General features: G+C 67.1%; 23 protein-coding genes. 15 read left to right on the top strand and 8 right to left on the bottom strand.

What is annotated here, in order from left to right:
* Nucleotides 1-17 precede the first annotated feature (17 nt).
* The 4 genes from BN971_RS04755 (at nucleotide 18) to BN971_RS04740 (ending at nucleotide 3596) form a co-directional block, all read left to right on the top strand.
* Complete coding sequence (locus tag BN971_RS04755) at nucleotides 18-818, top strand: alpha/beta fold hydrolase (RefSeq protein WP_085181565.1); 801 nt, start codon at nucleotides 18-20, stop codon at nucleotides 816-818.
* Nucleotides 815-2011, top strand: a complete 1197-nt coding sequence (locus tag BN971_RS04750; protein ID WP_085181566.1) for a PP2C family protein-serine/threonine phosphatase — start codon at nucleotides 815-817, stop codon at nucleotides 2009-2011. Before BN971_RS04755 ends, BN971_RS04750 begins: the two co-directional genes overlap by 4 nt.
* A 76-nt stretch (nucleotides 2012-2087) precedes the next feature.
* Complete coding sequence (locus BN971_RS04745) at nucleotides 2088-2795, top strand: GAF and ANTAR domain-containing protein (protein WP_085181567.1); 708 nt, start codon at nucleotides 2088-2090, stop codon at nucleotides 2793-2795.
* Between the two features lie 42 nt (nucleotides 2796-2837).
* Nucleotides 2838-3596: a GAF and ANTAR domain-containing protein gene (locus BN971_RS04740; RefSeq protein WP_085181568.1), complete on the top strand. Its 759-nt coding sequence runs from the start codon at nucleotides 2838-2840 to the stop codon at nucleotides 3594-3596.
* Between the two features lie 3 nt (nucleotides 3597-3599).
* Here BN971_RS04740 and BN971_RS04735 read toward each other — a convergent pair whose 3' ends face one another.
* Both BN971_RS04735 and BN971_RS04730 read right to left on the bottom strand, forming a co-directional pair.
* The gene (locus BN971_RS04735; protein WP_085181569.1) at nucleotides 3600-4397 is read right to left on the bottom strand and encodes a GAF and ANTAR domain-containing protein; all 798 of its coding nucleotides are present in this window, start codon (nucleotides 4395-4397) and stop codon (nucleotides 3600-3602) included.
* A gap of 62 nt (nucleotides 4398-4459) precedes the next feature.
* Nucleotides 4460-6094, bottom strand: a complete 1635-nt coding sequence (locus BN971_RS04730; RefSeq protein WP_085181702.1) for a fatty acyl-AMP ligase — start codon at nucleotides 6092-6094, stop codon at nucleotides 4460-4462.
* 594 nt (nucleotides 6095-6688) lie between these two features.
* Here BN971_RS04730 and BN971_RS04725 point away from each other — a divergent pair.
* Nucleotides 6689-7243: a DUF5994 family protein gene (locus tag BN971_RS04725; RefSeq protein ID WP_245836836.1), complete on the top strand. Its 555-nt coding sequence runs from the start codon at nucleotides 6689-6691 to the stop codon at nucleotides 7241-7243.
* Nucleotides 7244-7296: 53 nt separating this feature from the next.
* On the opposite strand, the gene BN971_RS04720 is transcribed toward BN971_RS04725, so the two are convergent.
* Nucleotides 7297-7758: a DUF5994 family protein gene (locus BN971_RS04720; RefSeq protein ID WP_085181570.1), complete on the bottom strand. Its 462-nt coding sequence runs from the start codon at nucleotides 7756-7758 to the stop codon at nucleotides 7297-7299.
* A gap of 165 nt (nucleotides 7759-7923) precedes the next feature.
* Nucleotides 7924-8493 carry a helix-turn-helix domain-containing protein gene (locus tag BN971_RS04715; protein WP_085181571.1) on the bottom strand — a complete coding sequence of 190 codons (570 nt, stop codon included), beginning with the start codon at nucleotides 8491-8493 and terminating at the stop codon, nucleotides 7924-7926.
* Between the two features lie 47 nt (nucleotides 8494-8540).
* Between BN971_RS04715 and BN971_RS04710 the strand changes: the two genes are divergently transcribed.
* Complete coding sequence (locus tag BN971_RS04710) at nucleotides 8541-9167, top strand: class I SAM-dependent methyltransferase (protein WP_170322131.1); 627 nt, start codon at nucleotides 8541-8543, stop codon at nucleotides 9165-9167.
* A gap of 45 nt (nucleotides 9168-9212) precedes the next feature.
* On the opposite strand, the gene BN971_RS04705 is transcribed toward BN971_RS04710, so the two are convergent.
* Entirely contained in the window at nucleotides 9213-10016 is an 804-nt protein-coding gene (locus BN971_RS04705; protein ID WP_170322108.1) for a transglutaminase-like domain-containing protein, read from the bottom strand.
* Nucleotides 10017-10466: 450 nt separating this feature from the next.
* Here BN971_RS04705 and BN971_RS04700 point away from each other — a divergent pair, with 450 nt between their 5' ends.
* The gene (locus tag BN971_RS04700; RefSeq protein WP_085181573.1) at nucleotides 10467-11966 is read left to right on the top strand and encodes a wax ester/triacylglycerol synthase domain-containing protein; all 1500 of its coding nucleotides are present in this window, start codon (nucleotides 10467-10469) and stop codon (nucleotides 11964-11966) included.
* Nucleotides 11967-12180: 214 nt separating this feature from the next.
* A complete protein-coding gene (locus BN971_RS04695; protein ID WP_085181574.1) occupies nucleotides 12181-14604 on the top strand; it encodes an arylsulfatase in 2424 nt (807 codons plus the stop codon).
* Between the two features lie 59 nt (nucleotides 14605-14663).
* On the opposite strand, the gene BN971_RS04690 is transcribed toward BN971_RS04695, so the two are convergent.
* Nucleotides 14664-15689 carry an AraC family transcriptional regulator gene (locus BN971_RS04690; protein ID WP_085181575.1) on the bottom strand — a complete coding sequence of 342 codons (1026 nt, stop codon included), beginning with the start codon at nucleotides 15687-15689 and terminating at the stop codon, nucleotides 14664-14666.
* A 199-nt stretch (nucleotides 15690-15888) separates the two neighbouring features.
* Here BN971_RS04690 and BN971_RS04685 point away from each other — a divergent pair, with 199 nt between their 5' ends.
* From BN971_RS04685 to BN971_RS04660, 6 genes are all read left to right on the top strand, one after another.
* Nucleotides 15889-16281, top strand: a complete 393-nt coding sequence (locus BN971_RS04685) for a DUF1330 domain-containing protein (protein ID WP_085181705.1) — start codon at nucleotides 15889-15891, stop codon at nucleotides 16279-16281.
* A 181-nt stretch (nucleotides 16282-16462) separates the two neighbouring features.
* Nucleotides 16463-18106, top strand: a complete 1644-nt coding sequence (gene lipY / locus BN971_RS04680) for a triacylglycerol lipase LipY (protein WP_085181576.1) — start codon at nucleotides 16463-16465, stop codon at nucleotides 18104-18106.
* 211 nt (nucleotides 18107-18317) lie between these two features.
* Nucleotides 18318-20198, top strand: a complete 1881-nt coding sequence (locus tag BN971_RS04675; RefSeq protein WP_085181577.1) for an NAD-binding protein — start codon at nucleotides 18318-18320, stop codon at nucleotides 20196-20198.
* Between the two features lie 93 nt (nucleotides 20199-20291).
* Entirely contained in the window at nucleotides 20292-21287 is a 996-nt protein-coding gene (locus BN971_RS04670) for a CobW family GTP-binding protein (RefSeq protein WP_139027039.1), read from the top strand.
* 138 nt (nucleotides 21288-21425) lie between these two features.
* Nucleotides 21426-22877: a guanitoxin biosynthesis MBL fold metallo-hydrolase GntH gene (gene gntH / locus BN971_RS04665; protein ID WP_211279819.1), complete on the top strand. Its 1452-nt coding sequence runs from the start codon at nucleotides 21426-21428 to the stop codon at nucleotides 22875-22877.
* 156 nt (nucleotides 22878-23033) lie between these two features.
* Nucleotides 23034-23300: a hypothetical protein gene (locus tag BN971_RS04660; protein ID WP_085181580.1), complete on the top strand. Its 267-nt coding sequence runs from the start codon at nucleotides 23034-23036 to the stop codon at nucleotides 23298-23300.
* A 6-nt stretch (nucleotides 23301-23306) separates the two neighbouring features.
* On the opposite strand, the gene glnA is transcribed toward BN971_RS04660, so the two are convergent.
* Complete coding sequence (gene glnA, locus BN971_RS04655; RefSeq protein ID WP_085181581.1) at nucleotides 23307-24743, bottom strand: type I glutamate--ammonia ligase; 1437 nt, start codon at nucleotides 24741-24743, stop codon at nucleotides 23307-23309.
* A 193-nt stretch (nucleotides 24744-24936) separates the two neighbouring features.
* Entirely contained in the window at nucleotides 24937-25632 is a 696-nt protein-coding gene (locus BN971_RS04650; protein ID WP_090349831.1) for a VldE C-terminal domain-containing protein, read from the bottom strand.
* A gap of 306 nt (nucleotides 25633-25938) precedes the next feature.
* Here BN971_RS04650 and BN971_RS04645 point away from each other — a divergent pair, with 306 nt between their 5' ends.
* A complete protein-coding gene (locus tag BN971_RS04645) occupies nucleotides 25939-26412 on the top strand; it encodes a VOC family protein (RefSeq protein WP_085181583.1) in 474 nt (157 codons plus the stop codon).
* Nucleotides 26413-26422 lie beyond the last annotated feature (10 nt).

Genomic DNA, 26422 nt, shown 5'->3' with positions numbered 1-26422 from the left:
GGCATAAGCTGACACGCGTGGACGTCCGCGCCAGGAACAATATTCAGGTTGTCGGCGCGGCGGACGGGCCTCTTATCATGCTCGCGCACGGCTTCGGTTGTGATCAGCGGCTGTGGCGCCTGGTCGTCCACCGCCTGGAGCCGGACTTCCGCCTGGTGCTCTTCGACCACGTCGGTTCCGGCGCCTCGGACCCCGCTGCCTGGGACGCGCAGAAGTATTCGTCGCTGACCGGATATGCTTCCGACGTCCTCGACATCGTCCGTGAACTCGACCTGCGCGACGTCGCCTTCGTCGGGCATTCGGTCGGGGCGATGATCGGGGCGCTGGCGACCACCGCCGAGCCCGGCAGGTTCGCGAAGCTGGTGATGCTGACACCGTCCCCGCGCTACATCGACGACGCCGGCTATCGCGGCGGGTTCTCGCGGTCGGATATCGACGAACTCCTCGAATCCATGGAGCTCAACTACCTGGGTTGGTCACGTGAGATGGCGCCGGTCATCATGGGCACGCCCGACCGTCCGGACTTGCAGGAGGAATTGACCGCGACCTTCTGCCGCAATGACCCCGCCCACGCCCGCGTGTTCGCCCGGACCACCTTCCTGTCCGACAACCGCGCGGATCTCGCGCGAATACCGTTGCCCACCTTGGTCCTCGAGTGCTCGGTGGACGCCATCGCGCCACGCGAGGTCGGCGCCTACGTTCATGAGCACATCCCCGGCAGCCAACTGATCACCCTGGACGCGACGGGCCACTGCCCGCAGGTCAGCGCACCAGACGCCACCGCATCGGCGATCTCGGCCTTCGTTCGGTCGGCATGACCGACGCTGCCGTGGAAGACTTTTGGGACAACGGTCCCTGCGGTCACCTCATCGCGCGACTTGACGGCCGAATCGTCCGCGTCAACGCCACCTTGGCCAGGTGGTTGAACTACGACGGAAAGGCGTTGCAGGGCAGGCTGTTCAGCGAACTGTTCACCCCGGCGGGGCGGATACACTACGACACCCACTTCGGGCCGTTGCTGCACACCAGCGGCGAGCTGCGCGGTGTCACGCTCGACCTCGTGGCCGCGGACGGCGCGCGGCTGCCCATGTTCCTCACCGCCAACGTCAAGTCGGGCCCCGACGGTGGGCCCGAGTCACTGCGCATCACCGCACTGGACGCCTCCGACCGTCGCGCCTATGAGCGCGAGCTTCTCGAGGAGCGCCAGCGGGCCGCCGCCGAGCACGGGCGCGTCCGGGAACTGGCGGAGACGTTGCGGCGCTCGTTGCTCCCGCCGGTGCTTGTGCCGCCCGCCGGACTCGACGCAGCGGATTACTACTACACCGCATCGGTGGACGACGTGGGTGGCGACTTCTACGACCTGTTTCCCCTGTCCCGCACCAGGTGGGGCTTCTTTCTGGGCGATGTCGTCGGCAAAGGTGTCGAGGCCGCCGTGGTCACCGGGCTGACCAGGTATGCGCTGCGCGCCGCGGCGGTGTCCAACGAGGATCCGGTGCAGGTCCTGCACAACCTGCATTCGGTCCTGCGCCAGAAGCTCGGCGCCGCCCTGCACGATCGGTTCAGCACCGTGATCTACGGCAATCTGACCAAGGGGGACAACGGGTTTGACGTCGAGCTGGCCAGCGGAGGTCATTTGCCCCCGTTGCGGCTGCACGCGGACGGTCGCGCCGACTACGTCGACATCGTCGGCGGTCAGCCCGTCGGTCTCATCGCGGAGCCGCATTTCGTCTGCACCCGAATCCGCCTCGCGCCGGGCGACACGCTGGTCCTCTATACGGACGGACTGACCGAGGCGAGCACCGGCGTGGGTCACGAACGCTACGACGACCAGGGCGCGCTGCTGGCTTTCGCGAAATCGCATGCGCCGACGACGGCTTCGGGCATCGTCAGCGCGGTCCATGCGTTGCTCGACGGACTCGGAACAGGGGTTCAGGACGACGTCGCCGTATTGGCGCTGGGCGTGCCCGCGGCGCACAATAGCGGTATCCGTTCGTCAAATCCCGCCAACTAGTGAAAGGTGGAGGGATGACGTTGCCACCTCGATTCCCCGGCACTTCCGCAGCCGCCCGATCCCAGCTCGGCTAGGTGTGGCGATCCATGATGCGTTACTGGCGGCCGTCGACGGCCGCCGGGGGGTAGAAGCCGCCGACAGCCTGTGCGAGGCGTGCGTGGTCCTTTTCGAAGTCGACGCGGCGGCGATCTCGCTCGTCTTCGACGGTGCGAACAGCGGCACACTCGGGTGCAGTAGCCCGGCCGCGCGCGCGTACGACGAATTGCAGTTCACGCTCGGGGAGGGACCGTGCCTGGACGCGGTCGCGCGGCGTAGCCCCGTTGTGGTCGCCGACCTCGCCGACCTGGAGGAGGTTCGCTGGCCCGCATACGGACCCGCCATGTTGGCCCACCGAATCAGGGGTGTCTGTGCGATGCCGGTCCTCGTGGCCGGCGAGTTCGTCGGCGCGCTCGACCTGTTCCGCGAGCGTCCGGGCCCACTGCCGGGTGATGACCTGGCGGGCGCGGTCGCCGCGGCGGAGGTCGCCGGCATCCCGCTCCTGGATCTCATGGACGGCGACCTGCGGGCCGCCGTCGCGGATCCCACCAGCAACGCCTGGGCCGAGCTCAACGCACTGAGCCGGATGGAAGTCAGCCAGGCAACCGGTGTGCTGGTCGCCCAGCTCGGTGTTGAGCCGGCCGAGGCGCTGGTCCGTTTGCGCGCCCACGCTTTCGGCACCGGCCGCACCGCCACCGACGTCGCGCGCGACATCCTCGACGGTCGACTGACCCTCGAACCCGACTGATGCGGGCCCGCAAACCAAACAATCCGATAAGGAGGGGGCACCGTGCCTGACACCGAACGGGAAAGCCGCGTCCTCGGCGCCGTCGTCTCGCTCGTCGACAGCGTGCTCGACGACTTCGACGTCGTCGACATGCTGACCGGACTCACTGAGCGATGTGCCGAGCTGCTCGACATCGAGGCCGCGGGAATTCTGCTCGCCGACCCGCTGCATCAGCTGCGCCTGCTGGCAGCCACCTCCGAGCAGGCCCGCGAACTCGAGCTATTCCAGCTACAGGCCGACGAAGGCCCGTGTCTGGACTGCTACGCCACCGGCCAGCCGGTTTCGGTCGCCGACCTCGGAGCCGCTTCGCGGCGATGGCCCCGGTTCGTTCCGGCCGCGGTCGACGCCGGCTTCGCCGCGGTGCACGCCGTCCCGATGCGCGCCGCCGGCGTGGTGCTTGGCGCGCTCAACCTGTTCAGCAGCGTTCCGGGCCACCTCACCGACGCCGATCTGCTCGTCGGCCAGACCTTGACGCACATCGCGTGCGTCGCCATACTGCAGGAGCGTGCGCCTACCCCCTCGACCCTCATGCCGCCGCTGCGCTCGGCACTGGCAAGCCGTGTGACCGTCGAGCAGGCGAAGGGCTTCCTGCACCACACCCTGGACGTGTCGGTGGAGGAGGCATTCAGCCTGCTGCGGTCCTACGCGCGGGCCCGCGGCGAGCACCTGACCGACGTCGCGCGCCGATTGATGACCGACCGAACTTCACGCCCCGCAATTATCGAGGGCTTGACCGAATACATCGCCGCGCCACCGCATTAAGGGCTAGTGATGCCGCGCGCGAGCGCGCCGCACCGCCTCCTCGACCAGCCGCTCGGCGACGACGTGCAGCTTGACGTTCTCGGACTGGCTGATGTGGGTGAGGCGTTCGAAGGCCTCGTCGGCAGAGCCGCCCGAACGGCTGCGGATGATCCCGATCGCCTGGTCGATCGTGGCGCGGCTGTCCAACGCCCGCTGCAGCCGCAGCGTCCTTTCATGGGCGTTCGCCAGCAATTGCGCGTTGTACACCGACACCGCGGCAGTCCTGGCGAACTGGGCTCCCAAACGGACGGCGTGCTCGGCGAAGGCGTCGCGACTCTTTGCGTAGGCGTTGATCGAGCCGATCGGCACCTCGCCGATCATCAAGGGGAGCGCCAGCGCGGAGTGCACTTGCATCCGGGCGACGCGGCCACCGAAATGGGGCCAGCGGCTGTCGCTGCCCAGCGATCCGCTCACGGCGGGTCGCCCCGACTCCATACACGTCATGCACGGGCCCTCGTGCAGCTCGTCGTACTGAATCGTGTCGATTTCCTGGACAAGGACCGCCGTGGAGGCCCAGGTTTGGATGCTGAGTTCGGTGTGCCGCGCGTCGATCAAGGCCACACCCACACCGTCAGCACCGGGAATCGCCTGGGCTGCGAACTCGGCCACGTCCCGGAGGAGGTCGAGCACGCCCTGCGCATCGGCCACGATCCCGGCCACGCCGCGGAGCCCCGCATACAGCTCGGCCTCGTCGGCTTCCAGTTGGGTCGACGTCAGTACGGGCGGAGCCTTGCGGCCGGGTTGCGCGTCGAAGTCCGTCAACCCCCCACCTTCCCATGCACCTTTAGTGAAAGACAATCTACTCTCCGCCCCCTCCCTGGAAGTCAGTCGACAAGCGCCAACGTATGGGCGCGCCGCAGCTTGCCCGACGGTGTCTTGGGGATCATGCCCGGCTCGAGCACGACGACGTTGCGGGGCCGCACGTCGACCTCGGCAACCACCTCGTGGGCCACTTGGCGCTCGATGCGGCGGACGTCGGCGGCGTCCTGCCAGTTGTTGGACTCGACGGCGACGGCAAAGGTCTCCCGCGAGCGGCCGGCATCCAGCCGCACGGCCACCGCACAGCCGGGCCGGACCCCCGATACCCGCGCGGCGGCGCGTTCGATGTCGGTCGGGTAGATGTTGCGTCCCGCCATGATGATCACGTCCTTGACGCGGCCGCAGACGACGATGTGCCCGGTCTCGGTGAGGTAGCCCAGGTCGCCGGTGTCGTACCAGCCCTGGTCGTCCAGGGCCGCAACGAAGCCGCCCATCGTCACGTAACCGGCCGTCACCGGTTCACCGCGCACCTGAATGACGCCGACGCACCGGGCGGGCATGATGTTGCCGTCGTCGTCGACGATGCGGACCGCCACCCCTTTCAGCGGACGGCCCAGCGAGGCCAGTCTCCGGGTCTTTCCCTTGGCCGTCGGGACGGCTCGATGGAGTAAGGCGAGCATGTCGGCGTCGACCTCGTCGACGACCAGGCCGGCGCCGCACGCGGAAAACGACACCGCCACGGTGGTCTCCGCCATCCCGTACGCGGGCAGGATCGCCTCCGGACGCAACCCGAACGGCCTGCCGGCATCGCAGAAATCGTCGACGTCGCCGGGCTCGACCTGTTCGGCGCCCGACAATGCCCACCGCAGGCTGGACAGGTCAAACTGGCCCGGTGCGGCCAGCTTGCGGAGTCGCTTGGCGAGCAGCTTGTAGGCGAAGTTGGGCGCCGCGGTCATCGTGCCGCGGTACTTGTCGATCAGCTTGGCCCACAACAGGATGTCGCTCAGGAAGTCCATCGGGGTCACCTTGACCAGCTCGGCGCCGAAATACATCGGCACGGTCAGGAAGCCGGTCATGCCCATGTCGTGGAACAGCGGCAGCCAGCTGACGATCACGTCGGTGTCGATGTCGACGTTCGCGCCGACGAACATCGCCTCGGCGTTGGAGACGACGTTGCGGTGGGTGACCTGCACCGCCTTGGGGGATCCGGTGGACCCCGACGTCAACTGCAGCAGCGCGACGTCGTCGTCCTCGGTATCGACCGGACAGGCCCGGCGGCTCTCCAGCAGGCGGTCGATGGTCAGCACTCGCATGCCCAGCTCGGACAGCAGCGGTACCGCGGCCATGAACGGGTCGGAGATCACCACGGTGGTGGCGCCGATCATATTGATGACGGCCGCGGTCTCCTCGGCCCAGCGCCGAAGGTCGGTGCGCAACGTGGGCTGGTGCAGCATGGTGAGGCTGGCGCCGCGCATCCAGATGGCCTGAGCCGCCGGCGCGATCTCGGCGGGCGCACCGGCCAGCACAGGGATGGCGTCCCCGTGGCCGACCCCGGCCGCGGCCAAGCCGCCGGCGATTCGACCGGCCCGCTCGTGCACCTGCGCCCAGGTGTGCCGGATGGGGCAGTCGGGCTCCCCGGCCACCAAACCCCTGGAACTGGACTGGGCGGTGGCATACATGGTTTCGGTGAACTTACTCAAGGCCGTTCCCCCCGGCGTCCGCGTGAACGACGGCGGCGACGCGCGCATCGCGTGGCGCCGACTATGTGAGATCGCTTGCGCGCCAGTACTTCTGCGGACGCAGCGACGGCATCACCAGCGCCGTCACGCATGGCGAATGCAGGCGTCACTGCGCGACGCGGCAATCACCGTGGGGGCGGTTGGCACAGATCTCCGACGATGCGATCCAACAGCACCAGCCCTGCAAGCGACCGTTGGGTAACCGTATGGTCCAGTCGCGTTACTGGCGGGGATCTCACGGATCGCCACCGGGCGCTTCCGGCGGGCTGGGGCATCAACCAGAGTCAACAATACCGCAGAGGGCAGTCCGTGTGGGATTTTGCGGTTGATCCGGCGACAAATCGGCGGTCCCGGGGCGGCGCCACCGATTCACGTTGGGTGTTTGCCGGGTGGCGGGGCTCCGAAATCTGTTCCCGCGCAGGGCCGCCCGTTGCCGCCCTGAAGGCCGGTGGCCGCGCCGGCGATGAGAGGCGTAACGTCGCCAGGGAGTGGTCGCAAGACTCCTCCTTCGGTGCCTCGGATGGGGCCGATCGTCTCGAATTGAAGGGCCACCCCATGACTCGTGCAGATGCCCTGAAACGTGGCCTTGGCGCTCAACAAGATTCGCTCGGTAGCGCCGTCAGCGGCGCCGGGGGAGCCCGCCGCGCCGCCGCCCAGGTCAGGCTCACGCTGGCGTCCCGGCTCGGGAATGCGCTCGACGGAGCGTGGTGGCCCCGCACCGGGCTGATCTCGCACGAGCTGCCCGGGCTGGTTTCCGTCCTGGATGTGCGGTTGGGTGGTGTTGTCGACATCAACCTCAACTGGTCATCGCTGCAACGCCAGCCCGATCTGAACTGGGAGTGGTGGCGGGGCGTCCGTCCGCACGTCATGACCTTTGCCGGCGGTGAGGGGCGGGCGAAGCTTCTGGTCGTTCCGCATCGAACCAGTACGGCGCTTGCGGTGATGGTCCTGCGCCGGGCAGCGGGCCTCCCGATCCAGGCGGAGCATCGCGATTCCCGGGTGTACCAGACCGCCGAATGCATCGTCCGCCTGGCGCAGGGCGAGACGATGTTCGAAGAGCGCCGCGCACGGCCGACCGCGCAGGAGCCAGTCGAAGAGTCTGCGGACTAGGGCAGGCCGGGTCCGAAAACCCTTGTGAGGAGAAGGGAATTGGAGCGCGCACGCTACGTGTGGGCTTCCTCCGTGGCGGCCATCAAGTTCTGTACCGTCGAGGCGTTCTCCGGGCCGGCCGCGGCCATCATGATGGCGTGCGCCTGGTCCGGGGTGGCATCCGGGAAAACGACCAGCAGGACGATCTTGTTGTGGTTGAGCCCGAGGATTTCGACGGTGTTGGCGGGCTGGAGGCGGTAGCCGTCGAGCCGTACCATCCGACCCCCGGTCACGAATTTTGCGGGTCCCGTGGCCCATTCGTTGACGTTGTAGATCACCCTGGCGATGGGACCGAGCCGAACCGACAGTACCGACAGCAGATCCGGCAGCTCCGCGGCGAGGTTGTCACTGTGCGGCCACCACGCACCGTCGACATAACCGCTCAGGGGCGCCTTGGGCTTCAGCCTCAGCCGCGGTGTGTTCTCCGGCGGGGAATGCCGATGCCCCGCCTCCACGTAGTCATTTTTCAGCGTCATGGCGACGCTCCCGTCTCGACCGCGAATCCGGCCAGATCATTTAGAACCGGCGACGACATGGCTTTGACCAACCAGGTACGAGGTATCGCCGATGGACCCACACTACTCCGGTCCTCGACGACGGTGAACGTCCGTCGAGGACAAATGTTGGGTACCAAACGTCAATCAGCTGTGCAGGTGCAGGCGTTCGCCGTGCGGCCCGAACATCGTGATCGCCTCCACCGGACCGTCGACCACGCCGAACCAGTGCGGAGTCCACGTCGAGAACTCGACGGCTTCACCGGGATTTATGGTGAAGTCGCGTTCGCCGAGGACAAGGCGCAACCGACCAGACAGCACGTAAATCCACTCCTGACCTTCGTGCACGGGTAGCTCGGCGGGAGCCTTGTGACGGCGGGGACTGACCCGGATCTTGAACGTGTGCAACCCGCCGGCGGGTCCCTGCCGGGTGAGCGGCCAGTACGTGACGCCGTGGCGGGTGTGCGAGCTGCCGCGTACGCGCGGGTCCTCGGCCGCGGGTTCGCGCACCAACTCGTCGGTGCTGACGGCGAGAGCCGCCGCCAGTCTCGGCAGGTGATCCAATGCCAGCCGCCGTTTCCCCGATTCCAGACGGCTCAGCGTGGATACGCCGATCCCCGCCTGGCGCGCAACGTCCTCGAGGGTCAGGCCGCGCTGCATGCGAAGCTCGCGAAGTCGTCGGCGTACCAGGACCTCGACGCTGCTTGTTGCCTCCATGGCAAATCACCTTGCCATCCGCTCGTGTCGCGGGGCAAGGTGACGGTATGGCCATGTCTGAGGCACAACAAGTCTGGGAAGCGCATTACGGCGAACGCGACCGGGTGTGGAGTGGACGGGTGAACGTCCGGCTGGCGGAGCTGGTCGAGTCGATGACGCCCGGGCGCGCGCTCGATCTGGGTTGCGGCGAGGGTGCCGACGCGATCTGGCTCGCCGAACACGGCTGGCGCGTGACGGCGGTCGACATCTCGCAGACCGCGCTGGATCGAGCGGCGGCCGACGCGGCGGCCCGCGGTCTCGCGGACCGCATCGACTTCCGGCGCCACGATCTGGACGCGACCTTTCCCGATGGCGTGTTCGAGTTGGTGTCGGCGCAGTTTCTGCATTCGACGGTTCCCCTGGATCGCGCGCGGCTGCTTCGGCGCGCAGCTGACGCCGTCGCTCCGGGCGGCACGCTGATGGTGGTGGATCACGGCGCGGCACCGCCGTGGGCGTCGAAGCTGGATCAACATCACCACGAGTTCCCGACCGCAGACGAGGTGGTCGCGTCGTTGAATCTCGATGAGTCCCAATGGGCTCGAGTGAGAGTAGCAGCGGTCGAGCGCGACGCGCTCGGGCCGGCCGGGCAGCGAGCGGTTCTCACCGACAACGTGATGATCTTGCGGCGGCGCTGACTGCGCCGATCCAAGCGCCGGCATTGATCGTCACTCGTTCGAGTTTCAGCGAATGGAAACCAACCGGTCGAGCGAATCCACGGGCAGGTCCCCGTCGACGACGGCGGTCACCGCCATCTGCTTGAGCTCGATCTGGCCCTTGTGGTTGTCGAGGAACGCGGTGTCCGAGGCGTCGCGACCGGTGGCGATGCGGACCAGGGTCTGCCGCGGCGCCAGCAGCGTCGCGTCGACCACCCGCCATTGCCCCTCCACGAAAGCCTCGGCCACCGCGTGGAAGTCCATCGGGTAGACGCCCGGCGCGTAGACCGACACCAGGCGGGCCGGGACGTTGACCGCCCGCAGCAGAGCCACCACCAGATGCGCATAGTCGCGGCACACGCCCTGCCCGGCGAGCAACGTCTCCACGGCACCGTCGATCGGATCGCTGGAGCCCGGCACATAGTTCAGCCTGGTGCCCACCCACGAGCTGACGTTCTCCAACAGCGTGGCCGAATCACCGTACGTGCCGAATTCCGTTGCGGCGAAACCATAGAACTTGTCCGCTTCCGCGTAGCGGCTGGGTCGCAGATACATCGACAGATCGTATTCGGTGACCGGCGCGGGATCGGTCTGGCCCACGATGGTCGCCGCGTAGTCCACCTTCAGGGTGCCCACCCCGGCGTCGAACTTATGGATGCGGTTGCCGTGCACACCGCTGACTTCCAAGGGCTGCACGGGGTGTCCGTTCAAGACGAAACTCAGCGATTCCCACACCTCGGCCCCCGGATGCGGAGCGACGGCAATCTGGAACTCCAGGGTCGTCGGTGCGGTGATTTCCACTTCGATCTCGGCGCCCACCTCGCGTCTCATAGCGCGATGATGCGCCAGTCGTTCCGGATCCGCCACCCGAGCGGCGGCTCCCGCACGGCGCCGGCATGGCCCACGCTGAATCTTCTCTCTTGGCGGCGCCTGGCATACCCTGGAGATCAGCGGCGGATTGAGCAAGTTGCGTTCGTCTTCCGTCGCCAGACGGCCGTTGGTGCGCAACTGTGGTGTTAAGCAGTCAGCACCAGGCCGGCCGCCGTCGAATGTTTACTGTGTGTCCAAACGCAGCGCGGCTCTTCGATGCGCCGCCAACTCCGCGACCGCGCGATCCGTGGCGCCCGCCGGGTGCCGGCATCGGGGTAGGGTGAGAAAGAAGATCGGCGGTATTCCGTCGCCCGCGAATTGAAGAGGCGACTGGCACAGGTGACGCGGACCGGCGCCAGCTGCGGATGAATCTGCGGTCCAACGGATTACGGCGCGAAGGGGGGGTCGCCGATGTTGACGCGGCTTTCGGGGGCGGACGCGCTCGCGTTGCACACACAAAGCCCCGCGGCGCCCGCCCACACGGTCGCCCTGGCGATCATCGAGGCGTCCGACCGGCTGAGCCACGAGCGGCTGCAGCAACTGGTGGCTTCGTCGCTGCCGCAGCTCGCGCGGTTTCGCAGCCGGCTGGTGACCAAGCCGCTGGGTGTCGGGCAACCCGTGTGGGCCGAGATCGACGGCTATGACCCGGCTCCGCAAATCCATCGCGCGACGGTCGCCGCTCCCGGCGGCGAACGCGAGTTCGCCGATCTCGTCTCGGATCTGAGCGGCGGGCGACAGACCGGCAGTCAGTCGCTCTGGGAGGCATGGAGTATCGACGGTCTGGCGGGCGGTCGGTGGGCGCTCGCGGTGAAGACGTCACCCGCGCTGAACGACGGCGCGGCCTCCTTGTGGCCGCGGCTGTTGACGACCCGTCCGCACGCCGACCCGGCAAAAAACCTGCCCATCGAGCCGAGCCTGGGTTCCGGGCCGTCCGTCGGCGACCTCGTCGCCGACGTGATGGCCGAGATCGTCGAAACCCACGTCACCGGAATGTGGTTGCTCGCCGAGACGGTGGCCGGTGCGCTGCAGGCCGTCAGTGGCCGATTCCTCCGGCGACCTGCGGGCTCTCCGACCGACCCGGATGCGCCGTCGATGAGCGGCCCCGTGCCCCACACCGCGTTCAACGCTCCGCCGACCAAGCGGCGCGCGGTGGCGTTCACATCGATCCGGCTGGCACGGGTGAAGACGGTCAGCGACGCGTTCGGCGGAAGCATCACCAATGTCGTTCTGGCCGCCTGCGCGCTGTCGCTGCGCGCCTGGCTACAACGGCACGCCAAGGTGCCCGAGCATCCGCTGCTCATGCGGATGCCGTTCGAATTACCGGCCACGGAGGTCCCCGGGGCCGGCAAGGCGTTCAGCATCGGACGGCTTCGCATCCCGGTGCACCTCGACGACCCCGTGCAGGTCCTCGCGAACCTCCACACCGCGACGGAAAGACTGAACGCCATCCGCGCCGGTGGCGGCAACAACGATGTGCAGACGGTGGACTTGACGACCATGGCGTTGCTGACCCCGCCGGCCCTGGCTCGCGCGGGCATGCAGCTCTACCGCCGCTCGACGCTGCGGCGCCGGCTCAGGCCGACCTCTCACGGCAGTGTCTCCTACGTCGCCGGTGGGCCGGCGCCGGCATTCTGCGCCGGGGCCAAGGTCATCGGCATGCACACCGTGGCGCCGCTGGCCGAAGGCAGCGGATTGAGCATCGCGCTGACCTCCCGCGGCGACGAGCTGGACGTGAGCGTGTGCGCGTGCCCCGACAATGTCCCGGCGGTCGACGACATCGCCACCGGGATCGTCGACTCCGTCGACATCCTGGTGGCCGCCGCCGCGAAATCCCCGCGAGGCCAGGGTCCTTCGGTCGTCACCGAGATGACGTCGCACCCCGCGAATCGCTCACGCCGCCAGCCAATGTGAAACGCCGCGAACAGCCGACGTCAGATCGGGAACGCCGGGGCCGCCCCGAGGCCGAACCGGGTGAAGGCCGACAGAGCACCGCGGCGAGGTAGGTGATGCCAACCCGCCGCGTTGAGCGGCCAACCCGCGGCCGGGACGGCGTCTGAAACGCCGACCCAAACCGGTCATCACCGGGGTATCGTGCGACGGGCACATCCCTCGGGAAGGGGAAGGCATGTCGGATTCACCGGTTCAGGGCCACGGCGGAGCAGCGGGGTCGGCGGCTGCCAAACCCCTCGAAGCAGCCGGGACGTCCGTGCCGCCGGTACTGCGCGAGACGCTGCCGATTCCCGATGCCAGGCACGTCGGCCTGACCACCTATGACGCCAAGGATCCGAATACCAAGTATCCGCCGATCACCATGCTGCGCCCGCCTGCCGGCGCCCCGAATGTGCTCATCGTGCTGCTGGACGACGTCGGGTTCGGCGCCGCCACGGTGTTCGGCGGCCCCTGCGACACGCCGACCGCCGAACGGCTCGCCGCCGGCGGCCTGAGGCTGAACCGCTTCCACACCACCGCCTTGTGTTCGCCGACGCGCCAGGCTTTGCTCACCGGGCGCAACCACCACTCGGTCGGGATGGGGGCCATCACCGAGATGGCCACCTCGGCCCCGGGCAACAGCAGCGTGCGACCGAAGAACAAGGCCCCGATCGCCGAAGTCCTCAAACTGAACGGGTATTCCACGGCCCAGTTCGGCAAGTGCCACGAGGTGCCCGCCTGGGAAGTGTCGCCCGTCGGACCGTTTCACCAATGGCCGACCGGGTCGGGATTCGAGTACTTCTACGGCTTCGTCGGAGGCGAGGCCAATCAGTACTACCCGGGCCTCTACGAGGGCACCCAGCCGACCGAACCGCCCAAGACCCCCGAAGAGGGCTACACCCTCAACGAGGACCTCGCCGATCACGCAGTCCGATGGGTGCGCCAGCAGAAGGCGCTCGCCCCGGACAAGCCGTTCTTCATGTACTACGTTCCCGGAGCCACCCACGCTCCGCACCACGTGCCCGCCCAGTGGTCGGAGAAGTACCGGGGCAAGTTCGACCGCGGCTGGGACGTGCTGCGCGAGGAGATCTTCGCCCGGCAGAAGGAATTGGGCGTCATCCCGGCCGATGCCCAACTGACGAAGCGGCACAAGGAGATTCCCGCGTGGGACGACATGCCCGCCGAGCTCAGGCCCGTGCTGTCGCGGCAGATGGAGATCTACGCCGGCTTCCTCGAGCAGACCGATCACGAGGTCGGCCGGGTGATCGACGCGATCGAAGATCTCGGTGTCCTCGAGGACACGCTGATCTACTACATCATCGGCGACAACGGCGCCTCGGCCGAAGGGACGCCCAACGGCTGCTTCAACGAGATGACCACGCTCAACGGCATGCCGGGCATCGAGACCACCGAGTTCCTGCTCTCCAAGATCGACGACTTCGGCACCCCTCGGGCCTACAACCACTACGCCGTCGGCTGGGCCCACGCGCTGTGCACGCCGTACCAGTGGACCAAGCAGATCGCCTCGCACTGGGGCGGCACCCGCAACGGCACCGTCGTGCACTGGCCCCGAGGGATCGCCGACAAGGGCCAGAGCCGCAACCAGTTTCATCACGTCATCGACATCGCCAAGACCATCCTCGACGCTGCCGGGCTGCCCGAGCCCACGTCGGTCAACGGGATCCAGCAGGCGCCGCTGGAGGGAGTTTCGATGCTCCCCATGCTGCGCGACGGTGACGCACCCGAAACCCATGACGTGCAGTACTTCGAGATCATGGGGAACCGCGGCATCTACCACCGGGGCTGGACCGCGGTCACCAAGCACCGCACCCCATGGCTGATGGACGCGCCGCCGTTCGACGAGGACGTCTGGGAACTCTACGGACCCGACGACTGGACCCAGGCGCACGATCTGGCCGCCGAGATGCCCGACAAACTGGCCGAATTGCAGCGGCTGTGGCTGATCGAGGCGGTCAAATACAACGTCGTGCCGCTCGACGACCGCTCGTTCGAACGCATCAACGCCGACCTGGCCGGCCGGCCCCAACTGATCCGCGGCGACACCCAGCTCCTGTTCCCCGGCATGCGGGTCAGCGAAAACTGCATCCTGGTGCTCAAGAACAAGTCTCACTCGGTGACGGCAAACATCACCGTGCCCGACGACGGCGCCCGCGGGGTGATCGTGACCCAGGGCGGCAGCGTCGGCGGCTGGGCGCTGTACGCCCATGAGGGCCGTCTGAAGTACTGTTACAACTTCTTCGGCATCCAGTACTTCATGGTCACCGCCGATCGGGCCATTCCCGCCGGCGAACATCAGGTGCGCATGGAATTCGCCTATGACGGAGGGGGATTGGCCAAGGGCGGAACCGTCACGCTCTTTTACGACGGGGAGTCCGTCGGCAGCGGGCGCGTCGATGTCACCATCCCGATGGCCTTTTCGGCCGACGAGGCGTGCGACGTCGGCGCCGACACGGGGTCACCGGCGTCGCCCGACTACGGCCCGGCCGGAAACGGTTTCAGCGGTGACATCGCCTGGGTGCAACTCGCGATCGGCGACGACGGCCACGACCACCTGATCAAGCCCGAGGACCTCATCCGCGCTGCGATGGTCAAGCAGTGACCCCGCCAGCGACGTCGCGCCTTCCTCGGCCGCGTCAGACGACCGCGGGCCGGCCGGCCTCAGAACACCGCTGGATGTCGCCGGGGTTGTAGCCGACGCCGGTAGGCGGCCGGCCCCGTACCGAACCACCGCTTGCAGGATCGGGTCAACACGCTTTGCTCGGTATAACCGAGCTCTCGGGTGAGGTGCGACAGGCCGATGTCGGTGTCGCGCAGATAGTGTTCAGCGGTGTCGCGGCGCAAGCCGTCGATCAGCTCGAAAAACGTTGTGCCCTCGTCGGCCAACCTGCGCTGCAACGTCTTGGGATGCACGTTGAACTGTGCCGCGATCACCTCGAGTTTGGCGGCACCCGCGGGTAGCAACTGCCGGGCGATGGTGCGCACGGACTGACTCATGTCCCGGCCGCGCCGGCCGATCAGGGTGCTGAGGTATTCGACCATGGCTTGATGCGCGAGTTCGTCGTGGTTCAGCGAGCGGCTCAGGTCGGCGGTGCGCAGGGTGAACCCGGCGCTCGGCTCGGCGAAATACACTCTGCAGCTGAAGTATTCGGCATATTGCGCGGCCGGGGTGACCGGCTCGTGGGGCACGTGCACCGAGAGCGGGCAGTACTGGCCGCCCAGCAGCAGCCGCAACACCTGCAGGATGACGCCGAGGGACAGCTCGACACCTTGGTTGGCCGGCGGCATGCGATCCATGAGGATCCGAAACTCCACAAAGGAGCATTCGGGACGGTCCGGCAGAGGCTCTACGTGAACCGACATGGCCGGGCTGTAGGCGGCCAGAAACGTCCCGAAGATCGCCATCGCGGCACCGACGGTCGCGGCGGTGCGCGCTGCCACCCCCACCGGGCCGAGGATCTCGATGCCCTGCCGCCGAGCCAGCCGGAGACCGAAATCCGGTGTGTGGGTCTCCTCGGCGGCAGACTCCAGCGCCACTATCACGCCCCGCAACGGCACGAACACCTCGTACTTGCCGATGTCCTCCCGGCGGATCCCGGCGCGGCGCAGTAACCGTTCCGGCTCCCCGCCGAGCTCCGAGACGAGGTCCGGATAGTTCGTCAGCGCCGTGCCGCGCACCACGGACATGCTCCGGGATGCTAGTCCCGCAAGGAAGCGGTGTCCTCAAAAGCAAAAAGACTGTCCCGGACGGTCAAGACGACGGACGGGTCTGACGGGCATGGTGAAGTCGCAGAGCCGCCGGCCGCACGGCACCCAAGTGACGGCATCCGCACTCGGCGACCACGCGACGACCACTCGACGACCACTCGACGACGAGGAGATTCTCATGAGCACGACGATCGAGACCACACCCGAACAGGTCGCCGCGCTGGCCGCACGACCGGCCGACGCCCCGGTGGTGATGGTCAATCTGCTGCAGTTCAAGAAGCCCGGCGGCCGGGAGCGCTACCTGCAGTACGGGGCCGAAGTCGCGCCCCACCTCGAGCGCGTCGGCGCCAAGATCCGCTACGGCGGCACCGCTCCGGGCGTCGTCATCGGCGACGGCGAGCAGCCCTGGTGGGATGCCATCCTGATCGTCGAATACCCCACGCCGGCAGCCTTTCTGGAGATGGTCACCACCGAGGAGTACGCCAAGGTGCACGAGCACCGTGCTGCCGCCCTGGACCGTGGCGACCTGATCGCGACCTCGACATGGATGTCTGCCGAGCAGTCCGACTGACCGCGGCCTTGATGGTCGGCGCCCGGGTCACGGGCGGCCGGGCCGGTCACACAACCGAGCGGTCTCGTCGCGCCTTGCCGCGGCGGTGCGCGCGGCAAGTGAGAGACGGTGTTGCTCGGCGGCGTTGACGATGTACGTTGCTGACTAGGGCTGCTTAATCGCCGATCAAGGGGGAGCGGTAATGAGCTTTCTGGTCTGGCCGCCAGAGATCAATTCGGTGTTGCTGCTTGACGGGCCGGGGTCGCGACCGATGCTGGAGGCGGCCGCGGCCTGGGACGGCATCGTCGGTGAGCTCAGTTCGGCGGCGACCACCTTCCGCTCCGTCACCTCCGACCTGGCGGGACAGGCCTGGCAGGGCCCCGCGTCGGCGTCCATGACGAACGCGGTCACCCCGTACGTCGACTGGCTGCAGGGCGCGGCCGCGCAAGCCGAACAATCCGCGACCCAGGCCCGGGCGGCGGCCACCGCCTACGAGTCGGCTCTGGCCGCCATCGTCGACCCCGGACTGATATCGGCCAATCGCGGCCAGCTGGTGTCGCTGGTGCTCTCGAACCTCTTCGGTCAGAACGCCCCGGCGATCGCCGCCGCCGAGGCCGAGTACGAGCAGATGTGGGCCCACGACGTCGCGGTGATGGGCGGGTATCACGTCAGCGCCTCGTCAACGGTCGCCCAGCTGGGGCAGTGGGGGCAGGCGCTGGAAAACCTGCCCGCACTGCCGGGCCAATTGGCCCGGACGTTCGGGAATGGTTTCGCCGCCCTCGGGCAGGAAATTCAGCAGGCCCCCACGGCGCTGGGCGCCGAATTCACACTGGTGTCCAACACGCTCCTGGCCGACATCTTCGGGTCGCCGGCCAACCCGCCCTTCACGGCGTCGCAGGGCGGCACCTTCACCGGAACGCCGTCGTTGGCAACACGACTCGAAGAAACCGCGCTGTTGCCCGTCAAACCAATCCTGGGTCTGCTCCCCGGACTCGAGAATCAACTCTCGGTGCCGAGTTCCCCATTTCTCTCGCTGTTCACCGGGAACAACCCGTTGTTCTCGCTGTTTCTCAGCAACTCCCCGCCACACCTCTTGACGCTGCTGCTGGGCGAAACGGTCCAGCAGACCACGTACAACGGGATGAGCGTCGTACAGATCACGCCGGCCCACCCGTCCGGCAACTACGTCGTGGCCATCCACGGCGGCGCGTTCATCTTCTCGCCCTCCCTCTTCCACTGGCTCGACTACACGGTGATGGCCTACCAGACCGGGGCGACCATCGAGGTGCCGATCTACCCCTTGCTGCAGCAGGGAGGCACCGCCGGCACTGTGGTGCCCACCGTGGCCGGCCTCATCAATACGGAAGTCGCCGCCCACGGCGCCCCCCACGTCAGCGTGATCGGCGACTCCGCCGGTGGCAACCTCGCATTGGCGGCCGCCGAATACGAGGTGACCCACGGTGAGCAGGTGGCGGGGTCGATGGTCCTGCTGTCGCCATGGCTGGACCTGGGGATGACCAACCCGAACATCGCATTGGTCCAGGATCCGTTGCTGCCGGTTGGGCCCGCGCAACAGATCGGCAAGGTGTGGGCCGGCGATCTTCCCGTCACCAACCCCGAGGTCAGCCCGCTGTACGGCTCGCTCACCGGTCTCCCGACGACCTACGTCTATTCGGGGAACATGGACATCCTCTCGGCCGACACGCTGGTCCTCATGAAAGATGCCGCCACCGCCGGCGCCCCCATCAACTTCGTGCTGGCCAACGGTCAGATCCACGACTGGATCATCCTCACTCCGGACGGTCCTCAGTACTGGCCGCAGATCGACCAGGAACTCGGCATCTAACCGGGGCCGAATTCGCCCACCGCGCGGCGGTGTCTACGCCGCGACTATTTCGTCCGCGTTGCGAACTCGAGTCGAACCTGTTTCGGCCTCATTCGCGACTCCGCTTGCGCGGCTTGCGCATTCGCCCCTGCTCCGGTGGCACTTTGCGACATTGTGGCCGATAGTCGTATGTACCAGTGAACTCAAACTGTCAGCCGAGGTCGGAGTCTTTATGCCGCAAACGAAGCCACGACCGAGTGATGAAGCCAAAATCATCGATCCTGCCGACTCGCGCGGTCGCTCAACCGCGAAAACGACGCGACCGGATTTCGGTGACGCGGGGGAGATCTTTCAGTTTCATCGTGAAATCATCGTCTGCGGTGAGGACGCGCTGTCGAAGACGATCGCCGAGGAATTGCGGGGCGCGGGCGCGCGGATCATCAAGGTCAACACCGCGGCCGAGCTCCTCGCGGCCGGGGTGCATCGCGCGCGCGCCGTCGTCTGCGCCGGGCCCAACGACGCGATGAACCTCGAAATCGCCCTCCTGGCACGCCAATACAGCCCGACCGTGCGGGTGGTGGCTCGTCTGGCCAACGACGTGCTGCGCGAAGCGGTGGGCGCCGTCAACGGGCCCGGCGCGGTCCTGGACGTCGCGGACCTCGCGACCCCGTCGATCGTCGAGGCGGTGTTGTCGCGCAACACGCACCAGTTCGACACGGCCGGAATCGAATTCGTCGTGTGGGGGTCCGAGGCACCCCACGATGGGACGCTGCGCGATATCCACGCCGACCTGGCACCGGTGGCCGTGGTCCATGGCAAGAATTCGCCGGCGCCCGGCGAGGTGGTGCCATGCCCCGGCCGGGATCAGCGGGTCTACCGCGGCGACTGGACTTCGATGATCGGCGTCAGGGATGAACTGGAGGCCCGCGGGATCAACCTGCCACCCGCGACCGTCACGCGCTCTCGCCAGTCCCGGATCCGGCGCGTCATCGACGCGACCCGGGCCATGCGCGACGACGTGAACCCGATGCTCTACCCGGCGTTGGCGTTCGCGCTGCTGCTGACGCTCGGCGCGACGGTGGTGGTCCACTACGGGTACCGGAGTCCGCGGATGTCATGGATCGACGCCCTGTACTTCGCCTCCGAGACGATCACCACGGTGGGCTACGGCGATTTCAGCTTCGGCCAGCAATCCACGTCCCTGCGCTTGTTCGCCGTCGGATTGATGTTCGGCGGTGTCATCGTCACCGCCATTCTCGTGGCCTTCCTCGCCGACCTGCTGTTGTCGCGCCGCTTCGTCCAACTGGCCGGACTGCGGCGCGCGCGGCACATGCGCGGCCACGTCGTCGTCGTCGGCCTGGGCTCGGTCGGGATCCGGGTGGTGAGCGACCTCACCGCGGCGGGATACGACGTACTCGTCATCGAGCAGGACGAGAACAACCGGTTCCTGTCGACGGCGGCCGAACTCGACGTGCCGGTGATCTTCGGGGATTCCACGATGCGCCAGACGCTGGAGGCGGCGCACGTCGAGCGCGCCCGCGGGGTGGCCGTCGTGACCAACGACGACATGGAGAACATCGAGACCGGCATCGTGCTGCTGGAGATCTTGGGATCCGACACCAAGGTGCCGATCGTCATGCGCGTCCAGGGCCGCGCGTTGGGCGCGGCGATCAATCAGCGGTTCGGCTTCCAAAACGTGCGCTCGATCGTCGACCTGGCGGCTCCGTGGTTCATCGGCGCGGCGATGGGCTTGAACGTGCTGGGGACGTTCTGGGTGGGGCAGCGCTCGTTCATGGTCGGGGGAATGCTCGTGGCGGCGGGCAGCGAGCTCGACGGGCTGCGGATGCTGGACTTGTCCACCCAAACCCGGGTCATCGCGATCATTCGACCGGAGGGGCCGATCAGGCTACGCCCGCGCCGCGACGCCCTCCTGAAAGCCGGCGACACCGTCTATCTCATCGGCCCCTACCGGGAGCTGATCGCGACGCTGCGCAAAGGTCAGCCCCCGCCGGCGACAGCGATGAACGGCGAGCGCGCGGCGACGCTGGCCGCGGCGCGTTCGCACCGCCCCGACGTGCGTCCACCGAAGTGGGCGCCCGACGTCGACGGATGAGGGCACGGATTGTGCAGCTTAAAACCGGGCGGGCAGTTTTTGGCCGCGAAACGTGCGTGTGTGTGAAGCTACGCAATAGAGGTGATTCGACCAGTGGATCAGGACAACACCCGCGACGACGAGCTCGAGCGACTACTCGGCGCGCCGTCCGCGGACAGTAGTGGTGACCGGACTCCGGTCACGGTGCTGACCGGATTCCTGGGTGCGGGCAAGACGACGCTGATCAATCGCATCCTGTCCGAGGCCCACGGCCTTCGAATCGCGGTACTCGTCAACGACTTTGGAGATATCGACGTTGACGGTGAGCTCATCGTCGGGCTGGCTGCTAAAAAAATCAGTCTGGCGAACGGATGCGTGTGCTGCGAGGTGCGCGACGATCTCTTGGCGGCCATCGACCTGTTGATGCAATCGGAATCTGACATCGACGCCATCCTGTTGGAGGCGAGCGGGGTGGCCCAGCCGTTGACCATCGCTAGTACGTTTGTCGATGCGGCCCGTCGGGGCCGGGTTCGGCTGGACGGGATCGTCGCAGTGGTCGATGCCGAGCAGTTACCCGATAAGGTCGCCGATCCCGCGACCGCCGACCTGATCTATGGCCAGCTGGGATGCTCAGATCTGGTTCTGCTCAACAAGATTGACCTAGCTGACCGACAACGGGTTGCCGCCGTCCGCGCCTTCGTGTGCGAGCGCCTCAACGGCGTTCGGTTCATCGAGACGGTGCGGGCCGACGTGCCGATGTCTGTACTGCTCGGGGCTCGACCCGAGAGCCCGATCAGCAGCCACGACGCGATCGACCATGCGCATCGAAGCCGGTTCGTCAGCTGGGTGTATCAACGAGAGCGACCCTTTAACGAGGGAACCCTGTCCAACTGCATCGCGCATCTCCCCGCCTCGGTGTATCGCATCAAGGGTTTCATCCATGCAAGCGAGCATCCGCAGCAGCGGGTATTGGTGCAGGCGGTCGGCATGCGCGGTGAAATCACGCCGTTCGACGAATGGGGAATCGAAGAGCGGGTCTCGCGGCTGGTGATCATTGCTGATCGCGCAATCGAACGCAGGGTCGTCGACGCCGCGCTCGACGCCTGCTGAGGCGACCAACGATTCCGCCGGCAGCGGCAACGTGTCCCGGCTACCTCGGCGGGGCCGCCAGGAACGCGCGGTTGCCGTGCTTGACCCATCCGATCGCCGGTTGTGCGATGTTTGACCGGGTTCCAGGCGTAGCCTCGGGTGCTGTTGGTGCCGGTGGATCGCCGCCTTCGTTCGGCTGACCTTGAATCCGGCCGGACGAAGGGACGACCTATGCCCGGTCAGCGTGAGCCGAGTTCGCACGCGGTGTTGCAACGAGTCTTGACCGAGGGCGTCCCACTGGGTCGATGGAAGGAAGGGCTGCTATTCGAGGGCATCAGCCCGACCCCAGGGCTGGTGAGCGCGGCTAACTGGTTCCCGCGGACCGAGCAGGTGGGCCCCGACGAAATGCGGATCACGTTCATGGGCAGTGCGCCGATGATCCGACCGGGCCAGATGAACACCTCGATCTTCGTCGAGCTCGGCAACGGCGACAAATTCGTTTTCGACCTCGGCGAGGGCTCCATCGCCAACTACAACGCCGCCGGACTGGCGATGAATCAACTGGACAAGATCTTCATCACCCACCTGCACGTCGACCACTTCGGCGCATTGCCTTACCTCTACATGTTCGGCGGTTGGGCCGGGCGCTGGCACAAGCCGCTGCGAGTGTTCGGCCCTTCGGGCCGCACCCCTCGATTCGGTACCGCGCACATGGTCGAGGGAATGAAGCAGATGTTGGCCTGGCACCTGGATGCGTTCTCGGTCTTCCCGGTCGGCCGCGGCCACGACATCGAGGTGACGGAGTTCGACTTCCGCGACAACGGAGGCGTCGTCTACGAGGAGAACGGTGTCCGGGTCATCCACTGGCAGCGCTCACACGCCAAGGACGGTGCCTCGGGTTATCGGCTGGACTGGAAAGGGCTCTCCGTGGTCTGGACCGGGGATGGTCGTCCGTCACTCCTCGACGCCGAATATGCATCCGGGGCCGACGTTTACATCACCGAGACCCAAGCCGAACTGTGCGCGATCAGCTCCGGCGTGCAGGGCGTGCCGCCGTTTTTGGGGCGCTACACCCTCGACACCCACCACACTCCCGCCTATGCCGCAGGCTACTTGGCCAAGCGCGCCAATCCCCGGCTGTTCATGACCTGCCATATGCCGTTCGACCCCTACTTGAATGAGGAGACCACCGTTGAGATTCGTCATCACTGGAAGGGGCCGTTCCATTTCGGGGCGCCCGACGGGGTCGTGGTCAACGTGACGAAAGATGACATCTGGGTGCGCGAAGGTGTCCTGCCCGCCTATCCCAATGTTCGCGCTCCCCAGTTCGACTTCGACACCGGGCAACTCGTCATCCCGATGCCCACGACAACGCGGGCCGAGATCCAGGAGGCCTTCGTCCGGGAGCAAGAGGTCCCGCCGGCCGAGTACTACCCGCAGGGCTACCACCCGCAACTGCTGCCCGAATGGCCCGCCGAACAAGACGTCGTCGTCCCCATGGAGGCCATGCCACCACAAATGCTCGCGGGAATGGGCGCAGCATGGCGGGAGCGAGAGAACTACAAGAAACATATCGGCGATCTACGCGCCGACAGCACGGCTGCTACCTAAAGGGCGCGCTGATTGCCGAGGACGCTCGGTTTTCTGTTGGGCGACCGGGCGCTCGCAGGGTTGATCGATCCTTGCATCGCCATCCGCGACGGTGTCCCGCCGCGAGGGCACGGGCCTCGCACTCGGACGCTCGGCTTCGGACTACCATCGACCCGTATGAGGGCGGTCGTCGTCACGGTGGCCTCCGTGATCGTCTCGGTGCTTCTCGGCGTCCCGGGGGTGGCGCGCGCCGATCCGTGCGTCAACGGCACGGTCAGCCCCGGCGGCCCGGGCGGTGACGTGTTCATGTGCCTGGATCGTGGGTGGGTGCACGTGGTGCCCTACGGCGCCAACGGTTATGGGCCGGATCAGCCGCTGCCGCCGGCGTGTGCGAGGTTCGCGGACAAGTTCATGTGTCCGGTCGAGGGCCCGGCGTCGGGATAGGCGCTTTCACACGTCGTAGTAGAGCGCGAACTCGTAGGGGGTCGGCCGCAGATTGAACGGCGCGATCTCGTAATCGCGCTTGTAGCTGATCCACGACTCGATCAGGTCCGGGGTGAAAACGCCCCCAACCGTGAGGTATTCGCTGTCCTGCTCCAGCCGGTCGATCACGGCCGCCAATTGGGTGGGCGCCTGGGGGATGTCCGCGGCCTCCTCGGGGGGCAACTCGTAGAGGTCCTTGTCGATGGGGGGAGGCGGCTCGATCCGGTGCTTGATGCCGTCGAGGCCGGCCATCAACTGGGCCGCGAACGACAGGTAGGGGTTGCCGGAGGAGTCGGGGCAACGGAACTCCAGCCGCTTGGTCTTGGGGTTGTTGCCGGTGATCGGAATGCGCACGCACGCGGAACGATTGCGCTGGCTGTACACCAGGTTGATCGGCGCCTCGTAGCCGGGAACCAGGCGCTTGTAGGAGTTCACCGTGGGGTTGGTGAACGCCAGCAGCGAGGGCGCGTGGTAGAGCAGGCCGCCTATGTAATGGCGGGCGGTGTCCGACAGGCCGGCGTATCCGCTGTCGTCGTACATCAGCGGGACACCGTCCTTCCACAGCGACTGGTGACAGTGCATTCCGGAGCCGTTGTCGCCGAACAACGGCTTGGGCATGAAGGTGACGCTCTTGCCGGCCTGCCAGGCGGTCTGCTTGACGATGTACTTGTACATCTGATGGTCGTCGGCCGCGTGCAGCAGAGTGTTGAACTTGTAGTTGATCTCGGCCTGGCCGCCGCTGCCCACCTCGTGGTGGCCCTTCTCCAGGACGAAGCCCGCGTTGGTCAGGTGGGTCAGCATCTCGTCGCGCAGGTCCACGTAGTGGTCGGTGGGCGCCACCGGAAAGTAGCCGCCCTTGGGCCGGACCTTGTAGCCGCGGTTCGGGGTCCCGTCGTTCTCGTTGGGCTCGCCGGTGTTCCACCACCCCGACGTCGCGTCCACCTCGTAGAACGAGCCGTTGATGCGCGAGTCGAAGCTCACCGAGTCGAAGATGTAGAACTCGGCTTCCGGGCCGAAGTAGGCGGCGTCGGCGATCCCGGAGCTGACCAGATAATTCTCGGCCTTGCGGGCGACGTTGCGCGGGTCGCGTGAGTACAACTCGAGCGTGAACGGGTCGTGCACGAAGAAGTTCACGTTCAGCGTCTTGGCGGCCCGGAACGGGTCGATGACCGCCGTTTCGGGGTCGGGCAGCAGCAGCATGTCGGACTCGTGGATCGATTGGAACCCGCGGATCGACGAGCCGTCGAATGCCAAGCCGTCCTCGAACACGTTCTCGTCGAAGACGTAGACCGGAATGGTGAAGTGCTGCATGGTTCCCGGCAGATCACAGAAGCGGACGTCGACATACTCGATGCCCTCGTCCTTGACCAGTTTGAAGATGTCGTCGGGCGTCTGGTCGGGCACGAGATGCTCCTTCGCTTGGCGATCCGCCGGCTGACGGCGAACGCGACCGTAGTGGGCGCCCCCCCATTCATGCACGCCAGCACGCCGCGCGCATCCGGGGAAGGGCATCAAGGCGCTGTGGATCAGCTTCACAGGGAAGGGATACGGCTGCCGGCCGGAGCGATTGGCGACGGCGGCGCGTCGCGCTTCCCGGTCAGTTCGCCGGTGCGGGGGTCATTGACCCGATGTAGTAAACCTCGCGCCCGGTGGGGTAGCCGCCACCATTGGTGGCGATGTGGACGTGGTCGTAATGGTTCTGGGTTTCGTTGCCGTAGTCGGCCGTCCAGCTCCCCGCGCCCACGCCGGGGTAGATCTTCTGGCGCCAGATCACGTGGTTGATCCCCCACAGTTTCGCGTTCGCCAACGCGAACCCGGCGATCTGGTTGCCCAGCTCGATGCCTTCGGGGGAGTCGTGATTCGGGATCATCACGTCAATCGCCAGGCCGTTGGGGTGCCACGGCAGCGGGTCCGGCCGGTATCCCCAGATCGTTTTGATCTGGGGGAATAGCACGCTGATGGCGCGGGCCGCCCAGATGGTCTTGACCTGCAGGCGGTCCTCGGAGGCGACGCCAGGGGGCAGGGCCACCTGAAACGGCTGAGCGGCGACGGGGGCGCTGGCGGCCAACAGGTTCGTCTCCGCCGAAGTGGCGGTGTGCGGCCCGCCGCCGGGCCCGGGTGATGGGGAAGCGGCGCCCGGGGTGGGAGCCGCGACGGCCGGGGACGGCGGCCGCGCCTCCACGCGGCGCGGTGGCTCCGTGGCTTGCGCATAGAGCATCGCGGCGGACACCGCGACCGAGGCCGCCGCCGCCAGCCAGCGCCCGCGGCCGTTGGCTAACACCTTTGGAGCCACGACCAGCAGTTTAACGGCCTGTGCCCCCCGTGTGGCAATGTTCTGACATCTCGATTTGGTGCGATCTCCGGCGGGTGGCCACCGGACGCGCCGGCCCGACGCCATGGCCCTGGCGGCTGCCGATAGCAACGGGCGATCCCCGCGGTCATCGAAAGGGACTAGCGCACAGCATGTTTCGGCAGGAGCGCGCCTCCACGCCGCTCGCCCCGGGCCTTCGCAGGGGCGGAGGATCCTTTGCGATCACCAGAAATCGCATACTGTGGCCTGACCGTTCCCAGCGTTCCGTCTCCCACGAGGATTCCCGCAATGACCCAACATCCGATCGGCATCATCGGCTTCTCGCACGTCTGCATCGCGGTATCGGACGCGGAGGCGTCGCTGCGGTTCTACCGCGATCTGCTCGGACTCGACGTCTTCTTCGACGTCGAACTGGACGGTCCGCCTATGGAAGTGGTGACCGGTGAGGCGGGAGCGAGCGGGCGCATGATCGGCGGGATGCTCGGCGGCACCGTCGTGGAACTGCTGCAGTTCGCGCACCGTCCGCTGGCGCGTCGCAAGGAAACCGCGCTCGGCTACACCAATATCTCGTTGAGCGTCCGCGACCTCGACGCCGCGCTGGCCGCCGTCACGGCCGCCGGCCTCGAACCCGAGCAGCAGCCGGTCGACATCGGGGGAGTGCGGATGTTCTTCGTCCGAGACCCGGACGGCACACCGGTCGAATTCGTGTGCTATCCGAGCGGCGAGCGAACCTCGGCCGAAATGTGGCAGTACTCAGGCTGATTGAGCCCAG

Source organism: Mycobacterium bohemicum DSM 44277, assembly GCF_001053185.1.
GTDB classification, from domain to species: domain Bacteria; phylum Actinomycetota; class Actinomycetes; order Mycobacteriales; family Mycobacteriaceae; genus Mycobacterium; species Mycobacterium bohemicum.
This window is presented reverse-complemented; position numbering and strand designations above follow the sequence as displayed.

Bases quoted from the DNA above. Each gene is read 5' to 3' on its own strand.
- BN971_RS04750 (WP_085181566.1), top strand. From the start codon at position 815: ATGACCGACGCTGCCGTGGAAGACTTTTGGGACAACGGTCCCTGCGGT.
- BN971_RS04725 (WP_245836836.1), top strand. From the start codon at position 6,689: ATGACTCGTGCAGATGCCCTGAAACGTGGCCTTGGCGCTCAACAAGAT.
- BN971_RS04720 (WP_085181570.1), bottom strand. From the start codon at position 7,758: ATGACGCTGAAAAATGACTACGTGGAGGCGGGGCATCGGCATTCCCCG.
- BN971_RS04715 (WP_085181571.1), bottom strand. From the start codon at position 8,493: ATGGAGGCAACAAGCAGCGTCGAGGTCCTGGTACGCCGACGACTTCGC.
- BN971_RS04710 (WP_170322131.1), top strand. From the start codon at position 8,541: ATGGCCATGTCTGAGGCACAACAAGTCTGGGAAGCGCATTACGGCGAA.
- BN971_RS04705 (WP_170322108.1), bottom strand. From the start codon at position 10,016: ATGAGACGCGAGGTGGGCGCCGAGATCGAAGTGGAAATCACCGCACCG.
- BN971_RS04700 (WP_085181573.1), top strand. From the start codon at position 10,467: ATGTTGACGCGGCTTTCGGGGGCGGACGCGCTCGCGTTGCACACACAA.
- BN971_RS04695 (WP_085181574.1), top strand. From the start codon at position 12,181: ATGTCGGATTCACCGGTTCAGGGCCACGGCGGAGCAGCGGGGTCGGCG.
- BN971_RS04690 (WP_085181575.1), bottom strand. From the start codon at position 15,689: ATGTCCGTGGTGCGCGGCACGGCGCTGACGAACTATCCGGACCTCGTC.
- BN971_RS04685 (WP_085181705.1), top strand. From the start codon at position 15,889: ATGAGCACGACGATCGAGACCACACCCGAACAGGTCGCCGCGCTGGCC.
- lipY (WP_085181576.1), top strand. From the start codon at position 16,463: ATGAGCTTTCTGGTCTGGCCGCCAGAGATCAATTCGGTGTTGCTGCTT.
- BN971_RS04675 (WP_085181577.1), top strand. From the start codon at position 18,318: ATGCCGCAAACGAAGCCACGACCGAGTGATGAAGCCAAAATCATCGAT.
- BN971_RS04660 (WP_085181580.1), top strand. From the start codon at position 23,034: ATGAGGGCGGTCGTCGTCACGGTGGCCTCCGTGATCGTCTCGGTGCTT.
- BN971_RS04645 (WP_085181583.1), top strand. From the start codon at position 25,939: ATGACCCAACATCCGATCGGCATCATCGGCTTCTCGCACGTCTGCATC.